This is a genomic window from Mycolicibacterium sp. MU0053 (assembly GCF_963378095.1).
Lineage (GTDB): Bacteria > Actinomycetota > Actinomycetes > Mycobacteriales > Mycobacteriaceae > Mycobacterium > Mycobacterium burgundiense.
In genome coordinates, this window is sequence record NZ_OY726397.1 from 4,859,525 (window position 1) to 4,876,590 (window position 17,066).

Annotated in this window: 14 protein-coding genes; 2 read left to right on the forward strand and 12 right to left on the reverse strand. The window is 68.1% G+C overall.

Features of this window, described 5'->3' with window-relative positions; all coding sequences use genetic code 11:
• Nucleotides 1-4 precede the first annotated feature (4 nt).
• Nucleotides 5-1,297: an MFS transporter gene (locus RCP80_RS23125; protein WP_308479899.1), complete on the reverse strand. Its 1,293-nt coding sequence runs from the start codon at nt 1,295-1,297 to the stop codon at nt 5-7.
• Nucleotides 1,298-1,407: 110 nt separating this feature from the next.
• Nucleotides 1,408-2,487 (reverse strand): NAD(P)H-dependent amine dehydrogenase family protein, encoded by a 1,080-nt coding sequence (locus RCP80_RS23130; RefSeq protein WP_308479900.1) that lies wholly within the window; start codon nt 2,485-2,487, stop codon nt 1,408-1,410.
• 103 nt (nt 2,488-2,590) lie between these two features.
• Here RCP80_RS23130 and RCP80_RS23135 point away from each other — a divergent pair, with 103 nt between their 5' ends.
• On the forward strand, nt 2,591-3,337 hold the full coding sequence (locus tag RCP80_RS23135) for a glucose 1-dehydrogenase (RefSeq protein ID WP_308479901.1): 747 nt from the start codon (nt 2,591-2,593) through the stop codon (nt 3,335-3,337).
• Between the two features lie 146 nt (nt 3,338-3,483).
• On the opposite strand, the gene RCP80_RS23140 is transcribed toward RCP80_RS23135, so the two are convergent.
• The 10 genes from RCP80_RS23140 to RCP80_RS23185 form a co-directional block, all read right to left on the reverse strand.
• Nucleotides 3,484-4,533, reverse strand: a complete 1,050-nt coding sequence (locus RCP80_RS23140) for an acyl-CoA dehydrogenase family protein (RefSeq protein ID WP_308479902.1) — start codon at nt 4,531-4,533, stop codon at nt 3,484-3,486.
• Nucleotides 4,530-5,696, reverse strand: coding sequence for an acyl-CoA dehydrogenase family protein (locus tag RCP80_RS23145; RefSeq protein ID WP_308479903.1), 1,167 nt, complete (start codon nt 5,694-5,696; stop codon nt 4,530-4,532). The genes RCP80_RS23140 and RCP80_RS23145 overlap by 4 nt, the downstream gene beginning before the upstream one ends.
• On the reverse strand, nt 5,693-6,625 hold the full coding sequence (locus RCP80_RS23150) for an acyl-CoA dehydrogenase family protein (protein WP_308479904.1): 933 nt from the start codon (nt 6,623-6,625) through the stop codon (nt 5,693-5,695). Before RCP80_RS23150 ends, RCP80_RS23145 begins: the two co-directional genes overlap by 4 nt.
• Nucleotides 6,622-7,758, reverse strand: coding sequence for an acyl-CoA dehydrogenase family protein (locus RCP80_RS23155; RefSeq protein ID WP_308482994.1), 1,137 nt, complete (start codon nt 7,756-7,758; stop codon nt 6,622-6,624). The genes RCP80_RS23150 and RCP80_RS23155 overlap by 4 nt, the downstream gene beginning before the upstream one ends.
• 21 nt (nt 7,759-7,779) lie before the next feature.
• Nucleotides 7,780-8,934 carry a CaiB/BaiF CoA transferase family protein gene (locus RCP80_RS23160; protein WP_373693554.1) on the reverse strand — a complete coding sequence of 385 codons (1,155 nt, stop codon included), beginning with the start codon at nt 8,932-8,934 and terminating at the stop codon, nt 7,780-7,782.
• 47 nt (nt 8,935-8,981) lie between these two features.
• A complete protein-coding gene (locus tag RCP80_RS23165) occupies nt 8,982-9,905 on the reverse strand; it encodes an SDR family NAD(P)-dependent oxidoreductase (protein ID WP_308479906.1) in 924 nt (307 codons plus the stop codon).
• Nucleotides 9,902-11,755: a flavin-containing monooxygenase gene (locus RCP80_RS23170; RefSeq protein ID WP_308479907.1), complete on the reverse strand. Its 1,854-nt coding sequence runs from the start codon at nt 11,753-11,755 to the stop codon at nt 9,902-9,904. Before RCP80_RS23170 ends, RCP80_RS23165 begins: the two co-directional genes overlap by 4 nt.
• On the reverse strand, nt 11,752-12,933 hold the full coding sequence (locus tag RCP80_RS23175; protein WP_308479908.1) for an LLM class flavin-dependent oxidoreductase: 1,182 nt from the start codon (nt 12,931-12,933) through the stop codon (nt 11,752-11,754). Before RCP80_RS23175 ends, RCP80_RS23170 begins: the two co-directional genes overlap by 4 nt.
• Before the next feature lie 73 nt (nt 12,934-13,006).
• A complete protein-coding gene (locus RCP80_RS23180; protein WP_308479909.1) occupies nt 13,007-14,398 on the reverse strand; it encodes an aromatic ring-hydroxylating oxygenase subunit alpha in 1,392 nt (463 codons plus the stop codon).
• Between the two features lie 46 nt (nt 14,399-14,444).
• Nucleotides 14,445-15,299, reverse strand: a complete 855-nt coding sequence (locus RCP80_RS23185) for an SDR family NAD(P)-dependent oxidoreductase (protein ID WP_308479910.1) — start codon at nt 15,297-15,299, stop codon at nt 14,445-14,447.
• A gap of 168 nt (nt 15,300-15,467) precedes the next feature.
• Here RCP80_RS23185 and RCP80_RS23190 point away from each other — a divergent pair, with 168 nt between their 5' ends.
• A complete protein-coding gene (locus RCP80_RS23190; RefSeq protein WP_308479911.1) occupies nt 15,468-17,063 on the forward strand; it encodes an SMP-30/gluconolactonase/LRE family protein in 1,596 nt (531 codons plus the stop codon).
• The last annotated feature ends 3 nt before the right edge of the window (nt 17,064-17,066 follow it).

Consider the following 17,066-nt stretch of genomic DNA (forward strand, 5'->3'; position numbering starts at 1 on the left):
GGGGTCAGGCCGTCACCAACGGCTTGCCGGCGGTCTCGCGCAGGGTTAGTACCGTCACCAGGGAGATCAGGGCGGCGACCACGATGTAGTAGGCCGGCGCAATCGGATCCGCGCTGGACGCGGTCAGCCAGGTCACGATGTAGGGCGTGGTGCCGCCGAACACCGCGACACACAGGTTGTAGCCGACCCCGAACCCGCTGTAGCGGACCCGGGTCGCGAACATCTCCACACCCGCCGACACCGCGACCGCGATGTACACGCATTCGATGACCGCCAGCCCGATGTGCGCGGCGATCGCCGCCGCCAACGAACCCGAATTCAGCAGCAGGAACAGCGGATACGCGAAGACCGCGAACCCCACCGACCCCGCGATCAGCATGGGCCGACGCCCGATCCGGTCCGACAGCGCGGCCAACGGCAGGATCAGCACGATGGCCACCAGGCACGCCGCCGTGATGGAGATGAACGCCGCGGCCTCGGAGAACTCCAAGGTCCGGATGAAGTACGTCGGCAGATACGCGAACACCACGTAGTAGCCCACGTTGAAGATCACGAACATCCCGATGACCTGCAGGATCTGCCGCCACGACGTCCGAAGCGATTCCCGCAGCGGCGATTTCGCGACGTCGTCGTTGTCGCTGAGTTCCTTGAACTCCGGGGTGTCGTCCAGCTTCAGCCGAATGTAGAGCCCCACCAGGCCCAGCGGTCCCGCGATCAGGAACGGAATCCGCCAGCCGTAGCTGTGCATGGCCTCGGCCGACAACGCCGCCTCCAGCAGCGTCACGGTGATCGAGCCGAGCAGAAAACCCACCACCCCCGACCACACCATGAAGGTGATGGTGCGCCCCCGGGTGCGGTCCTCGGCGAACTCAGCCAGATAGACTGCGCCGCCGCCGTATTCGCCGCCGGCCGAGAAGCCCTGGAGGCAGCGCATCAACAGCAGCAGCAACGGCGCGGCCACCCCAATGGCGGCGTAGGTGGGCAGCAACCCGATGGCCAGCGTGGCCGCCGACATCAGCAGGATCACCAGCGCCAGCACCCGATGCCGCCCGATCCGGTCGCCGAGCGGACCGAAGACGAATCCGCCGAGCGGCCGCATGAAGAATGCGGCGGCGAAGATCGCGAACGTGTTCAGCAGGGCCGCGGTGTCGTTGCCCGCGGGGAAGAAGTTCGCCGCGATGAACGTTGCGAGGAATCCGTAGATGGCGAAGTCGAACCATTCGACGGCGTTGCCCACCGACGCCCCGATGATGACCTTGCGCAGGGTCACGTTGTCCGTCTCGCTGACCTGCGTCATGAAAACCATCCTCTCATCGACCGAGAAGGCAGTTTACAAGCCAGGCCCGCGCGGGTTGCCCCAGGAACGGTGCGTCGAGGAACCGGCCCCGAAAGCTGCGGGTGCGCAGCTCAGTTCGGTGGCCGATAAACCCCGCGGCCGGTCCCCAGCGGAAGATCCAATGTGGTGTGCAGTCCGGGGGCGGCCGCGACGACGTCGGGAATCGCGTTGACGATCCGGCCGGCGGCGGCCAGGATCGCGGCGTAGTTGTGGTCGCCGCGACTGCTGCTGGGGCAGATGTCGACCGCGTAGGACGGCTCGCCGGTGATCTCCAACCGGTAGGAACCGCCGGGCTGCGCCGGTTGCGTCCAGTCCGGGCGCAGGTCGTCCCGCAACCGGGTGATGTGCTCGACCACGACCGCGGGGTGGCCGTCGACCAGTCCCCGGATCTCGAACCGCAACGCCGCCACGGTGCCCTTCTTGATCCGCCCGACCGCGACGTCGAGATCCTCGGGGGCCGGTTCCTGTTCGACGGAGTCGGTGATCTCGTCGACCTCGATGCCCAGTCCGGCGGCCAGTTGCCGGATGGCGGTGCCCCACGCCAGCGACAGGATGCCGGGCTGGAACAGCAACGGCAGATCACCGATCTCGTTGCCGAACCCCATGACGTCGAACATCACCTCCTTGCCGTCGTAGCTGGCGTAGTCGGCGATCTCCAGGGTGCGGATCTGCTCGATGCGCTGACAGGTGCTGGCGAACGCGAACGGGATCAGGTCGGTGACGAAACCCGGGTCGACCCCGGTGATAAAGATGCTCGAGTTGCCCTGTCGGGCTGCCTCTTCCAGCCGGTCGATGGCCTTGCCCGGTACCAGGCCCCACGGGTACTGCAGGGTGCCCGGTGCGGAGCCGACGACATTGACCCCGGCCGCCAGCGCGCGCATCACGTCGGCGGTCGCCTCGACGGGGCGGGTGTCGCCCATCGCGCAATACACCAGGCAGTCCGGCGCGGTCGCCAGCGCCGCCTCCATGCCGAGGGTGGCCGTGATCCCGGTGACGACGTCGACTCCGGCGAGTTGGCCCGCGTCCTGGCCCACCTTGTCCGCGGTGGACACTCCGACGGCAGTCAGTTCGAACCGCGGATCCTCGATCAGCTGGATCAGGGCGAGCCGCCCGCAGTTCCCGGTGCCGATCAGCGCGACGCGGATGGTCATACCTGTCTCCTCACGGTGGCGTTTCCAGGGCAGTATGCGCGGTTCTCGGCAAAATTGGAACAGGTTCTAATTTTGCCCGCGCGGTGCGGTAACCTGACGCCCCATGGGACGTGTGGCCGGAAAAGTCGTATTGATCAGCGGCGGAGCCCAGGGCATGGGCGCCGCACACGCACGCATGCTTGTCGCCGAGGGCGCCAAGGTGGTCATCGGCGACATCCTCGATGAACCGGGTTCGGCGCTGGCCGACGAACTCGGGGACGCCGCTCGCTACGTCCATCTCGATGTGACCCAGGCCGATCAGTGGGATGCGGCGGTCGCGATGGCGGTCGAGGCCTTCGGCGCCGTGACGTCGTTGGTGAACAACGCCGGGATTGTCGCGATGGGCAAGATCGGCAAGTTCGATATGACCCAGTGGCAGAAGGTCATCGACGTCAACCTCACCGGCACCTTCCTCGGCATGCAGGCCGTGGTCGGTCCGATGAAGGCCGCCGGCAGCGGGTCCATCATCAACATCTCCTCGATCGAGGGCCTGCGCGGCGCCCCGCTGGTGCACCCGTACGTCGCGTCGAAGTGGGCCGTGCGCGGATTGGCGAAGTCCGCGGCGCTCGAGTTGGGCCGGCACAACATTCGGGTGAACTCGGTGCATCCCGGCTTCATCCGCACCCCCATGACCGAGCACTTCCCCGAGGACATGGTGACCGCCCCGCTGGGCCGGTCCGGCCGGTCCGAGGAGGTCTCGACGTTCGTGGTGTTCCTGGTCAGCGACGAGTCCTCGTTCGCCACCGGCGCCGAGTTCGTCGTCGACGGCGGCCTGGTCACCGACGTCAACCACAAGGACAACATCTTCTAGCCCCAGCCCGTGCCGCTGCCCCTTCTTGGCGCGAGCGGGCGTGTTCCCGGCCGACACGCCGGGCGGATCACCGGGTCTGCGCACGCTCGCGCGAGGTTGGGAGCGCGCAAGGTTGAGAGCGCGCGAGGTTGGGAGCGAGCGCGCGCTCAGGAGCGCTGAGCGGTGAGCCAATGACGGTGCTCGGCAGGCGAACCGAACAGCGCGCGGTTCAGCGTGGCCCGCTTGAGGTAGGTGTGGATACCGGCTTCCCAGGTGTAGCCGATGCCGCCGTGCAGTTGCAAGGCCTTACCGGCCACCTGCACCGCTATCTCACCGGCGTAGGCCTTGGCCATCGCCGCGGCGCGGGCGGCGTCCGGGCCGTCCGCGACCATCGCGGCGACGCCGGCATCGATCAACTGCCGCGCGACCGTGATCTGCACCAACATGTCCGCGCAGGCGTGCTTGACCGCCTGGAAAGATCCGATCGGCCGCCCGAACTGCTCGCGCACGCCCAGATAGGCCACCGTGGCGTCCAGCATCGCGGCAGCCAATCCCACGCTGTCGCAGGCGAGGGCGAGGTACCCGCGGTCCAGCACGGCGGCCAACCCGTCGGGGCACCGCGACACCGCACCCTCGTCCACCTGGACGTCAACCGCCGAAACCGCTGCCAGCAAACGGGTTTCGTCCACGACGGGCTGACCGACCACGCTCAGCCCGTCCGCATCGGCCTGAACCGCGACGACGACGAGTTCACCGTCGGGGTCGGTGGCGGGGATCAGTAGCCACGGTGCGGCGCCGTCGATGACGAAGGAGACCGCGCCGCCCACCCGCCGCTGCGCGTCGAGCGTGAACGCCGGGCCGGCGCCGCGTTGCGCCGCGGACAGCGCGACCGCCACCGCGTTCGAGCCCGCCGCGACCTCGGCCAGCAGCTGATCTCGAACGGGGCTGCGCGGCAGCATGTTCAGCAGTCCGACCCCGAGCACGACACCGCCCAGGTATCCGCTGCGGGCCGCGGCGCGGCCCATCTCCTCGCAGATGAGCGCCGTTTCCCGGAAGGTGGCGTCGGCGCCGCCGCACTCCTCGGCGATCTCCAGGCCGGTCCAGCCGGCCTGCGCCAACAGCGGGGCGCCGATCTCGGCGCCGGATGCCTTGCCCAGCACATCGCCGGCGATGGCACGCAACTCGTCGTGCAGCTCACTGAAATCCGGTCCGGTCACTGCACACTCGGTTCCCGCGGCAACCCCAGGCCGCGCTCGGCGATGATGTTGCGTTGGATCTCGCTGGCCCCGCCCGGAATGGTCCACTCCCACGAGCCGATGAAATCCAGTACCCAGGCGCCGGATTCCCAGCCGCTGGACATCGGTTTGGTCAGCACGGTGTGGGCGGCCACGCCGCCGATCTGCACGCCGAAGTCGGTCATCCGCTGCAGCAACTCGCTGTAGAACAGCTTCACCACCGATGCGTCGGCGGCTCCGGCGGTGCCGGCCTCGCTGCGCTCCACCAGGTCCCGGCACAGCCCGCGCAGACCGGCGATCTCGATCTCGAACGCGCTGACCTGATCCTGCACCGCGGAGTCTGGGTTGTCGCGGCAAGCCTGCACCAGCCAACGAAATCCGGCGTTGCCCAGCCGTTCGGCCAACTCCAGCATGGTCATGCCACGCTCGGCCCCCAGGGTGGCCTGGGCCACCTGCCAGCCGGCGTTCTCGGCACCCACCAGGTTGGCCGCCGGGATGTGCACGTCGTTGAGGAAGATCTCGCAGAAGTGGGATTCGCCGATCGCGTTGCGGATGGGCCGCACCTCCACACCGGGGCTGGACATGTCCATCAGGAAGTACGAAATCCCCTTGCGTTTGGGCGCGCTCGGGTCGGTGCGCGCCAGGAGCAGGCACCAGTGCGCGTGCGATGCGCCGCTGGCCCACACCTTCTGCCCGGTCACCACGAACCCGTCACCGTCGCGGCGGGCGGTGGTCCGCAACGACGCCAGGTCCGAGCCGGCTTCCGGTTCGGAGAAACCCTGCACCCAGATCTCGCCGTCCAAAATGGCCGGCAGGTGGCGCTGCCGTTGTTCCTCGGTGCCGGCCACCAGCAGCGTCGACGCCGCGTGGTGGATGCCGACGAACGCCAACACCAGCCGCGGCGCGTCGCGCGCGGCCAGTTCCTGATACAGCACAACCTGTTCGGCCACCGACATGCCGCCGCCCCATTCGGCCGGCCAGTGCGGCACCGCATAACCGACGGCGTGCAGCTTGGCGAACCAGTCCTGCTGGAACGCCACGAACTCGTCCTCGGTGGTGGCGGCCTGCGTTTGCCGCCAGTCCGCCGGCACGTTGGCGGCGCACCATGCCCGGACCTCGGCGCGAAACTCGTCCAGCGCGGTCACGTCGAGTACAGCCCGGTCAGACCGCGCCGCCCGACTTGGGCGGTGAGCAGATCACGGGTCGCCGACAAACCAAAGGGCAGGCGCCGCAACGGCTGACTGTAGCGCGAGAGCCACGACAGCGTCGTCTCGTCGCAGAACCCGACCGCGCCGTGCAACTGATGGCACACCCGGAACACCACCTCGGCGGCCTCGATCGCCGCCATCCGCAACGCCAGCGCGTCCGCGAGCGCCTCGGCCGCCGAACTCGGCGACGACGACCCCGCGCTCCACAGGGCGTGCTTGGCCAGGATTTCCAGCCCGCCGCGCTCCACCTCGGCGTCGGTCAGTTGGAACTGCACGCTCTGGAACGACGACAGCGGCTGACCGAACTGCTGACGCAGCCGGACATGGGCGATGGTCAGTTCCAGTGCCCGGTCCAGCATCCCGAGCAGCGTCCAGCACGGCAGCACCAGCGCCAGCGCGACGTCACTTGGGGTCGACGTGCTCGTCGATGACAGTTCGAGTTCGGCGACGAAGCCGGGCCGCGCCGACGAGGTTCCGGCGACGGTGTGGCACCGGCCGTCCAGTGTCACCGCCGACCACGGCAACTGCACGCCGACGACCGGCGCCGACGGGTTGTTCTCGGCCACCACCAACAGGCCGGCGGTGTCGCCGTCGGCTGGGCGGGACAGCCGTTCGGCGACCGGATACGGCAGCGCCCAGTAACCCGCGCTGCGACACAATGCGGCAGCGGCCTCCAGGCTGTCGGTGTCGCCCCGCGGTTCCAGCTCCCAGGCGCCGAGTCCGGTGAGAACCGAACCGACCAGCGCCTCCCGCGCTTGCGGCTTGGCCTCGGCCTCCTGCAACAACTGGTCACCGCCGGCGGCCTCGAACGCGCGCAGCGCCTGCCGGCCGAATTCGGCGGCCTCGGGGCTCAAGTCCAGGATCATGACGCCGCCAACAGCGCGCGGGACAGCAGGATCCGCTGCATTTCGATGCTGCCGGAGGACACCGTGGACGCCTGCGAGTACCGCCAGTGGTCCTCGACCTCGTCGCGGAATCGTTGCACCGCGGGGTCGGCCGCGTCGGCGGCCGCAATGATCTCCATCAACACCTCGGCGCTGTCCTGGTCCAGCTTCGTCACCGCGATCCGGTAGCCGGACGCGTCCCCGGGGCGCACCTGCCCCTTGCTTTGCAGCTCCACCAGCCGATACGCCAGCAGCCTGGCCCGACGGCAATGCACCTGCATCCGGGTCCACCTGGCGCGCAATTCATCCGGCAGTTGGTCCCAGGCCGCCCCGAGCGCTTCGGGAGCGTCGAGCAGCAACTTCTCGCACCGGGCGTACCGGGCGATGCCGACCCGTTCGAACGACAGCACATCCTGCACAATCGACCAGCCGGCACCGACCTCGCCCAGCACTTCGGCGTCGGTGACCCGCAGATCGTCGAAGAACACCTCGTTGAGGTGGTGCGGGCCCATGATGCAGCGGATCGGCCGGACCTGGATCGCCGGATCGGACATCGGCACCAAGAAGATCGTCAGACCCTGCTGCTTCTTGCCCTCCTTGGAGGTCCGCGCGAGCAGAAAGCACCACTGTGCCATGGTCGCGTACGACGTCCAGATCTTCTGACCACTCACCAGCCAGCCGTCGCCGTCGCGGCGGGCGGTGGTGCGCAGCGACGCCAGGTCGGAACCGGCCTCGGGTTCGGAAAACCCTTGGCACCAGATCACTTCGCCGTTGGCGATCAGCGGCAGGTGCCGGCGCTGCTGTTCGGCGGTGCCGTGGCGCATGATGATCGGGCCCACCCAGTTGACGCCCATGTACTGGGCCCCGCGCGGTTCGTGGTGCGCCCACATCTCCTCACGCACCACGGTCTGTTCCCACACCGAGGCGTCCCGGCCACCGAACTCGGCCGGCCACGACATGCACAGCAGACCCTCGTCGGCCAGCGTGCGGCAGAACTGTTGCGCGGCTGCCAAATCCGCGGGGTCGTCGGTGAACGCGCCCATGAAGTCGGCGGGCAGGTGCTCGGCCACCAGGTTGCGGAGCTTGCCGCGCAGCGCGCCGGCCTGCTCCCCCATCTCGAAATCCACTGTGGTCCCCTATCCCGAACCCAGTACGGGCTCGGCGTCGTTCTCCGGCGCCGACGGCGCGGTCGCCAGCACACCCAACTCCGCCAACACGGCGGCGGTGTCGGCGCCGAGTTCCGGGGCCGGCCCCCGGACATGACCGGGAGTGCGCGAAAACCAGGTCGGCACACCGGGAAAGCGCACCGGCCCGTGCGGCGTCTGCACGGTTTCGAACAGGCCGACGGCGTTGAGCTGCGGGTGGTCGAACAGCGCATCCGGGGTGTTGATGGGCGCCGCGGGAATCTCCAGCTGTTCGAACAGCGTCAACCACTGCTCGGTGGTGCGTTCCTTAAGGGTCTCGGCCACAAAGCCGTAGACCACGTCGATCTGGCGGGCCCGATGCTCCAAGGTGGCGTACGCCGCCGGATCCGCTGCCGCCCAGGGCGGCCGGACCGCCTCGATGAACGCATTCCAGTGCTTGTCGTTGTAGATCAGTACCGCGATGTGCCCGTCCTTGGTTTCATACGGGCGACGGTTGGGGGCCACGGTCCGTGGATAGACCGCCGGTCCCAGCGGCGGATCGAACATCGCGCCGTTGGCGTGTTCGACGAGCATGAACGAGGCCATCGTCTCGAACATGCTGACCTCGACCTCCTGGCCCTCCCCGGTCCGTTCCCGATGGAACAGCGCCATCATGGTGGCGTAGAGCGCGGTCAGGCCGGCGACCTTGTCGGCGATGATGGTCCCGACGTAGTTCGCCTCGCCGGTCAGTTGCTCCTGGACCGCCGGTAACCCGCATTCGGCCTGGATGGTGTCGTCGTAGGCGGGTCGGTCGGCTGCGGGCCCGCGTCGGCTGTAGCCGTAACAGTTGGTATAGACGATCGTCGGGTTGATGGCCGCCACGTCGTCATACGAAAAGCCCAGACTGGCCACCGCTTTGGCCCGCATCGAGTGGATGAACACGTCCGCCGACTCGATCAGGGCCCGCAACGCGGCCGTGCCCTCATCCGAACGCAGATCGAGCACCGCGCTGCGCTTGCCGCGGTTGACGTTCACGAACACCCCGCTCATGCCGGGTGCCGGGCCCACCGAGATGAACCGGGTGTTGTCACCCTGCGGCGGTTCGACCTTGATGACCTCGGCGCCCATGTCCGCCATGATCTGCGTGCAGTACGGACCCATCACCATCGCGGTGAGGTCCACCACCCGCACACCGGCCAGCGGGCCCGCGGCGCTCACGTCTCCACCGCCTGCGACGCCATCCCGAAGCTGTACCGGATGTGGTCGGCGTGGCCGTCGGGGACGACGGGAAAGACGATCTGATGGGCGGTGTCCCGGATCTCCGCCAGGTTCTGCGCGACGTCCTCGAGGGTCCACGACGGCCGGTACACACCGCGGGTTTCGGCGATGTAGGCGCGGGCGACCCGACCGGCCAACGCCACCATGATTTCGCCGGTGACCGAACAGGTCTCGTGGGCGAGCCAGCCGACCGTGGGTGCGACGAGTTCCGCCCCCATCGGCGGGTAGGCCGAGGTGTCCAGGCCGTCGGCCATCCGAGTGACCGCGGCCGGCACGATCACATTGCAGGCCACATTCGCCGCGGCGCCCTCGAGCGCGGCCACGTTGGACAGTCCGATGATGCCCGCCTTGGCGACACCGTAGTTGGCGACGTCGTGGTTGCCGTACAGTCCGCCGATCGACGAGGTCAGCACGATGCGGCCGTAGCCCGCGGCGAGCATGTGCGAAAACGCGGGCCGCACCACGTGAAACGCACCGCGCAGGTGCACGTCGACGACGGCGTCGAAGTCCTCGTAGGACATCTCGGCGAGCGGTGCGCGGCGCACGTTTCCGGCGTTGTGGATCAGGATGTCGACCCGGCCGTATTCGCGCAGCGCAGTATCGACGATCGCCTTACCGCCTTCGGCGGTGGCCACCGATTCGGTGCAGGCCACCGCCTGCCCACCGGCGGCGGCGATCTCGCCGACCACCGTGCTGGCCGGACCCGCGTCGGCACCGTCGCCGGTGAGCGTGCCGCCGACGTCGTTGACCACGACCTTGGCCCCACGCGCCGCCAACAGCAGCGCGTACTCGCGGCCCAGCCCGCGGCCGCCGCCGGTGATGACGGCCACCCGGTCATCGAATCTCAGGGCGGCACTCAACGAATCTCCAGTCCCTCGAGGTCGCCCTGGTCCCGCCACTGTGCAATGAGTTCGTCGAAGGCGTAGAACCCCGGCGAGTAGAAGTCGCCCAGGAACGCCCCGTTGCGTTCGGCACCGCCGCGGCCCTCGTTGTTGTAATAACCGGGCGTGCAGGACAGTTCGAACGCCGAGTTGTCGATCGCCAATTCGCCGACGGTCGCCACCCAGGCGTCCTGCCCCTCCTGGGTGGGCTCCACCAGGCTGGCGCCGCGGGTCTGTGCCTCGGCGATGAGGTAGGCGATGTGCTTGGCCTGCTGTTCGAACATGGCCGTGGTGTTGGCCGACACGCCGCCCTGGATGAACCCCATGAAGAACTGGTTGGGGAATCCGCGGCTGGTCATCCCGTGCAGCGTCTTGTAGTCGTCGCGCCAGTGGTCGAACAGGGACAGCCCGTCGCGGCCCACGATGCGATCGATCGCGAAGCGACGGCTGATCTCGGTGGAGATCTCGAAGCCGCTGGCGAAGATCACGCAGTCGACTTCGTACTCCACCCCGTTGGCGACGATGCCCTTCTCGGTGAGACGTTCGACGCCCTTGGACTCCGACACATCGACCAGCGTCACGTTGGGTCGATTGAACGTGGCCAGGTAGTGCTCGCTGGACGTCGGGCGCTTGCACATGAAGCGGTAGTAGGGCTTGAGCGCCTCCGCGGTGGCCGGGTCCGCCACGACCTCGGCGACCAGGCGGCGCAGCCGCTCCATGATCTTGAAGTCCTCCTCCTCCCGGAATGCCATGATCTGCTCGATGGTCACCGCGGCCGGGTCCGCGGTGGCCGCGATCCGTGCGGTCAGGTTGCGCCCCAGTTCGGTCCAGAAGTCGCACACCAGGTCCGGTTCGCCGAACACCACACCCACGAACGGCGACCAGTTGTGGAAGTTGCGTTTGCGTTCTTCCTGCCAGCCAGGCTGCAGCGCGGCTGCCCAGGCCGGGTCGGTGGGCGGGTTGGTGCGGGCGTCGACCGAGGACGGCGTGCGCTGGAAGACGTAGAGCTGCTGGGCGTCCCGGCCCAGGTGCGGCACCAGCTGGATACCGGTGGCGCCGGTGCCGACCAGCGCGACCCGCTTGTCGGCCAGCTTGTGCAGGCCACCATCGGCGTTGCCGCCGGTGTAGTCGTAATCCCAGCGCGCGGAATGGAACACGTGGCCGGTGAAATCCTTGATGCCCGGGATGCCCGGCAGTTTCGGGCGGTTGTAGGAACCCTGCGCCATCACCACGAAGCGGGCCCGGATCTCGTCACCGCGGTCGGTGCGGATCGACCAGCGTTGCGGTGCGTCCTCCCACTGCAATTCGCGCACCTGGGTGGAGAAGAGCGCACCGTCGTAGAGGCCGAAGTGTTTGCCGATGTTGCGGCAGTGCTGGAAGATCTCGGCACCGTCGGCGAACTTCTTACTCGGCATGAAGTCGAGTTCTTCCAGCAGCGGGATATAGCAGTAGGCGTCGTTGTCGCACTGGATGCCGGGAAACCGGTTCCAGTACCACACGCCGCCGAAATCTCCGGCCATCTCGATGACCCGAATCCCGTCCACCCCGGCCTTTTTCAGGTAGGCCCCGGCCAGCAGACCGGCGAAGCCGCCACCGAGGATGACGACGTCGACGTCCTCGGTGATCGGGTCTCGTTCGACGGGGGTGGTGTAGGGGTCGACCTCGTAGAAATCGGCGAAATCGCCTTCGAGTTCCAGGTATTGGTCGCCGCCCTCGGGTCGCAGCCGCTTGGCGCGTTCCGCGGCGTAGCGTTCCCGGATGGCCGGGATGTCGATGTCGGTCGGGGTGTCGGTGGGCCCGCACTCGGTGCCCGGCGGGGTCGCGGTCATGCGCGAACCCCTTCTGGCAGCGCGGCCGGGTGCAGTGGCGCGGCCATCTCGTGAACGGCGGGCAGCACTTCGGCGGCGAACAGCTTGGTGCTCTCGAAAGCGTCCTCGTACGGCATGGTGCCGAACTGCGGAACGATGGTGACCTCGGAGAACGAACACGCCTCCTGCGCGGCCTTGAGCTTCTCGAACACCACCTCGGGCGTGCCGATCAGCAGGTTCGACGCGTGGTATCCGGGCGGGCCGCCCTTCTTCTGATCTCCGGTGACCGCCGAGGCGAGTACCGCGGTCGCGGTGGCCTCGCGGGCCGCGTACGCCTCATATCCCTTGACACCCTTGAAGTTCGACGAGTCGGCGAACCCATAGTGCACGTTGACGTCGCGGTTGGCCGTCCAGATCCATTCCTCGGTCAGCGCCGCGAGCCGGTCGTCTTCCTTGGCCGTGCAGTACATGAACATCACGTTCTTGGGCTGACACGGCTCGAACCCCTCCTCGGCGCGGAAGGTGTTGACCTTGGCCACCTCGGCGCCGGCGTCCCAGATCGGCTTGTTGCCCACGAACAGCGGCACCATGCCGCGGCGGGACAGGATCTCCAGCGATTCGGCCGTCGAGGACGAACTGTAGATCCGGGAGAACAGGTCGGTGCTGATGGGCTCGGGCCGCAGCGACATCTCCGGAAAGCTGAAGATCTCACCGTCGTAGGAGAAGCGTTCACCGGAGAAGGCGAGCTCCAAAATGTCGAGGGTCTCGTTGAACCGCTGTCGGCTCTCCTCGCGGGGCACCCCGACCGCGTCGAACTCGGTCTTGGACACGCCGCGCCCGATTCCGATGGTGTTGTAGCGACCGTTGGACACGATGTCGAGGTAGGCGATCTGATGCGCCAGTCGCACCGGGTTCCACCACGGCGCCACCGCCACGAAGGTACCGAGGCTGACCCGCTCGGTGCGACCCGCGAAGTAGGTCAACGCCTGAATCGGGTTGGGCGTCATGCCATACGGGGTGCCCTGATGTTCCGGGAACCAGATGCCGTCGAAGCCCAGCGGCTCGGCGAGGTCGCCGAGCGCCAGCGCGGCCTGCACGCACTGATAGTCCGGTGTCTCCGGCGGGGTGCTGAAATCCCCGGCCATGACGCGTTCCCAGTCACGAGAGTTCTGCGCTCCGGTGCCCAGATTGACTTTCATCTTCTTCTCCTTCGGGGTGATTTCGGTGCGCTCGGCGGCGCTGAGCGCCCCCACGCGCACCGAAATCGCGGGGCTACAGGTCGCGGGGTTCGCCGGTACCCATGTACTTGGACAGTTGGTGGTGCAGGTTGACGGTGCTGCGTTCGCGGTACGGATTGGGCCGGGTGCCGGGGAATCCCATCGACTTCATGCCCTGCTGCACGGCGGCCATGTTGGAGAAGTCCTGCGGCAGCACCGACCGCCAGCGCGGGTCGCCCACCGGCGTGTACTCCCAATCATTCTCCGGCTCTTGCCCTTCCGGGTACAGCTCGAAGACCGAGACCTCGAAGATGCATTTGTTCGGGTCGTAACCGGGGTCCGGGCGGGCGCCGTAGCACAACGCCGAGGTCAGACCCTGCCCGATCTGGAAGTTCGGGAACAGCTGCCAGGCGGTGCCGCTCTGGCCGAGGATCTCCGGCGGGATCGTCGGCCAGATCACGCCGCGGGCCGCGTCGTCACGGCGCGCCGAGCTCAGCCAGTGCTCGAGAACCTTGTCCGGCGGGGTGCCCTCCGGCAGTTCGTCGACGAGCCGCAACGCGGCGTTGACCAGCGTCTGCGTGGTGGTGGCGTTGGTCTCTTCCATGGTGTAGACCTGCATCTCGGCCGTCGAGATGCGGGGGTCACCGGTGCCGAGGCGGATCTTGGACTTGGTCTCCTCGAGATCCTTGGGCGCGTCGTAGCCGATGTTGCTGTGCCGGCCCTGGGCCTTCGCCCAACCCTTGAACTCGCCGAACTTGTTGAACTCCGGATGGGTGGTGAACACGTGGTAGGTCTCGTTGAATGCCTCCAGCGCCACCTTCCAGTTGCAGTCGAAGTTCACGAACTTGCGCCACTTGCAGCGCATGTTCTGCAGCCCGAACGGGTCGAGGATCTTGGCGGCGGGATGCAGGTAGTCGGCCAGCGATTCGCAGTCGGGGTCCATGTTGATCCACAGCCAGCCGCCCCAGGTGTCGACGCTGACCCGCGCCAGGTGCGTGTTCTCCGGCGTCAGGGTGCCCTGCCAGTCGTCCTGCTCCCGGATGTGGGTGCAGGCGCCGTCCAGACCATAGGTCCAGCCGTGGAATCCGCAGATGAACGACTTGCGCGCCCGACCTCGAGCGTTCTTGGCACCCTCGGGCACATCGACGAGCCGGCGCCCGCGGTGCATGCACACGTTGTGGTGGGCGGCGAAACTCTCGGCGGACGAGCCGGTTCCGGTGCGCACCACCAGAATCGAGTCGTCGAGGATGTCGTAGGTGAGGTAGCTGCCTACCTCGGGCAGTTCCTCGACCCGGCCCACCTGCTGCCACACCTTGCGCCACAACTTGTCTCGCTCGGCTCGGGCGTACTCCGGCGAGGTGTAGGCCTCGGTCGGGATGGTCGTCGGGGCCGACAGTTCTTCGCACCTGTCGACGTCGATGTTCGCATCGTTGGGGGCGTCGGTCATGCGGTCCTCGCTTTCGCTGGTGGCCAGTGCTGCGCTGGCGCTGCCATCAGGGCTCCCATCGGGTGATGGCGGCGCGGAAATTTTCGTCCTTGAGGAACAACGACGTGTTGTCGGCACCGAGGTGCGTCCAGCGCAGATTCAGTCCGCCGTCGACCAGCAGGGTCTGTCCGGTGACATAGCTCGACAGCTGCGACAACAGGAACAGGACGGCACCGGCCTGTTCCTCGGGGGTGCCCCGGCGGCCCATCGCGATGGCACGGTGGTCGCGTTCGGGGTCGTCGTCGACATAGGTGCCCGAGGCCGGGGTCTCGGTGACGCCGGGCGCCACGACGTTCACCCGGATGTTCGCGGCGGCCAGTTCGACGGCCATGGTGCGGGTGGCGGCGATGACCGCGGCCTTGGCGGTCCCGTAGGCGATGTGGAACGGCGCGGTGTTCACACCGCTGATCGAGGAGATCGAGACGATCGAACCCGGCCGTTGCTCGCCGCGCAGTTCCGCGGCGACGGCCTGGCTCATGAAGAACATGGTCTCCAGGTTCTGGGTGAACAACGCCCGCCAGTCCGCCCGACTCACCCGGGTACTGGGCATCCAGGTGTTCGGGGCCGCGCCGCCGGCGACGTTGACCAGACCGTACAAGTCACCGTCGACGTCGCGAGCCTGCTCCAGGACGGTGGCAATGCCCTCGTCGGTGGCGGCGTCGGCGGCCACCGGGACCACCGGCAGACCCTCTTCGATCAGCGGGCCGATGTGCTGGTTGAGGTTGTCCAGCGAACGGCTCACGGCCACGACCGTGGCCCCGGACCGGGCGACGGCGCGGGTGATCATGGTGCCGATCCCGCCGCCGCCGGCGCCCGACACGATCACCACGCGGCCCGTCAGCCCCAGCAGATCGTCACCCATGTTTACGCGGCCCACCTAATTGTCCGGACAAATAATCGGCATGTACCGATTTGAGAACATCATTCTGCACGGGCTCGCCGCTAGTCAAGGGCGGATTGGGAAACTACGGGTTTCCTATTGTCTGGACTTATTTACGTTGATAGGGTCCGTGCCGTGAACGGTGGACCGATGACACGCGCTGGCCAGTTCTCGACCGCGCCGGGCAGCGCCACAGGTTGGCGCATCGATCGAATCACCGCCCCGAGCCGGCTGTTCGGCGCCAACGGGCTGCGGACCGGCCCGGACGGCCGGGTCTACATCGCGCAGGTCACCGGCAGTCAGATCAGCGCGCTGGACCTCGGCTCCGGTCAGATCGACGCGATCAGCCCCAAGGGCGGTGCGATCGTCGCCCCGGACGACGTCGCCTTCGCCGACGACGGCACGCTGTTCGCCACCGAGGTGATGGACGGCCGGGTCAGCGCGTACGCGAACGGCCACACCCGCGTCCTGCGCGACGATCTGCCCTCGGCCAACGGCATCACCGTGCACCGCGGCCGGTTGTTCGTCGGCGAGTGCCGCGAGGGCGGCCGACTGCTCGAGCTCGACCTGGCCGGCGGCCCGCCCCGGGTGCTGCTCGAGGATGTCCCCTCCCCCAACGCCATGGAGTTCGGCCCGGACGGGCTGCTGTATTTCCCGGTCATGGGCGCCAATGAGATCTGGCGCATCGACCCGGACCAGTCCGGATCCAGCACCGCCGAGAAGGTCGCGGGTGACCTCGGCGTCCCGGACGCGGTCAAGTTCGATGCCGACGGGCAGATCGTCTCGACCCAGGTCGCCAGCGGTCAGGTGCTGCGGATCGACCCCAAGACCGGCGCCCAGACTGTGCTCGCGACGCTCACCCCCGGATTGGACAACCTCACCTTCGCCGACGGCCGGTTGCTGGTGTCGAACTTCACCGGCGAGATCACCGAGATCGTCGACGGCGCCGCGCGCACCGTGTTGCCCGGCGGTCTGAACTGGCCGCTGGACCTGGCCGTCGGCGCCGATGGCCACCTCTATGTCGCCGACGGCACGTACTTCTATCGGCTGGGCGAAGGCGGCGCACTGCAAACCGTCGGAATGCTGTTCAGCCCGGGCTATCCCGGCTTCCTGCGCGGTATCGCCGCGTCGGGAACCGACGAATTCGTGGTGACCACCTCGGGTGGTCAGGTCGCGCGGTACCGGCCCGGGGCCGCCGAGACCGAATACTTGGCCGACGGCTTCGATCAGCTCTACGGGGTCGCCCTGGCACCCGGCGGCGCCGCGGTGGTCGCCGAATTCGGCACGGGCCAAGTGCTTTCGGTGCAGTCCGGCCAGACCAGCGTGTTGGCCACCGGGCTGGCCGAGCCGGTCGGCGTCCTCGTCGATACCGCCGGCACCGTCCTGGTCACCGAGTCCGGCGGCGGCCGGGTGGCCAGACTCGCGGGCGGCGGCGCCGAAACAGTGCTCGACGGGCTGGTCAGTCCGCAGGGCCTGGCGGAGTTCGGTGGCCGGCTCTATGTCGTGGACGCCGGCGACAAGTCGGTCGTCGAATTCGATCCGGCCACCGGCGCGCGCCGCACGATCGCGACGGGGTTGCCGCTGGGTGTACCACCGGGAGTCACGCCCCGGCCGCTGCACGGAATGCCGCCGTTCTCGGGTCCGCAGGGGCCCTTCGCCGGCATCACCGCCGACGCCGACGGCACCCTTTTCGTCTCGGCCGACGGCGACGGCAGCGTCCTTGCCTTGCGCCGCACGACGGCATGAGCC

What these genes read in the sequence shown, in the direction of transcription:
- RCP80_RS23125 (WP_308479899.1), bottom strand. Translation starts at nt 1,297, where the DNA reads ATGACGCAGGTCAGCGAGACGGACAACGTGACCCTGCGCAAGGTCATC.
- RCP80_RS23130 (WP_308479900.1), bottom strand. Translation starts at nt 2,487, where the DNA reads ATGACCATCCGCGTCGCGCTGATCGGCACCGGGAACTGCGGGCGGCTC.
- RCP80_RS23135 (WP_308479901.1), top strand. Translation starts at nt 2,591, where the DNA reads ATGGGACGTGTGGCCGGAAAAGTCGTATTGATCAGCGGCGGAGCCCAG.
- RCP80_RS23150 (WP_308479904.1), bottom strand. Translation starts at nt 6,625, where the DNA reads ATGATCCTGGACTTGAGCCCCGAGGCCGCCGAATTCGGCCGGCAGGCG.
- RCP80_RS23155 (WP_308482994.1), bottom strand. Translation starts at nt 7,758, where the DNA reads ATGGGGGAGCAGGCCGGCGCGCTGCGCGGCAAGCTCCGCAACCTGGTG.
- RCP80_RS23160 (WP_373693554.1), bottom strand. Translation starts at nt 8,934, where the DNA reads ATGGTGATGGGTCCGTACTGCACGCAGATCATGGCGGACATGGGCGCC.
- RCP80_RS23170 (WP_308479907.1), bottom strand. Translation starts at nt 11,755, where the DNA reads ATGACCGCGACCCCGCCGGGCACCGAGTGCGGGCCCACCGACACCCCG.
- RCP80_RS23175 (WP_308479908.1), bottom strand. Translation starts at nt 12,933, where the DNA reads ATGAAAGTCAATCTGGGCACCGGAGCGCAGAACTCTCGTGACTGGGAA.
- RCP80_RS23180 (WP_308479909.1), bottom strand. Translation starts at nt 14,398, where the DNA reads ATGACCGACGCCCCCAACGATGCGAACATCGACGTCGACAGGTGCGAA.
- RCP80_RS23185 (WP_308479910.1), bottom strand. Translation starts at nt 15,299, where the DNA reads ATGGGTGACGATCTGCTGGGGCTGACGGGCCGCGTGGTGATCGTGTCG.
- RCP80_RS23190 (WP_308479911.1), top strand. Translation starts at nt 15,468, where the DNA reads ATGACACGCGCTGGCCAGTTCTCGACCGCGCCGGGCAGCGCCACAGGT.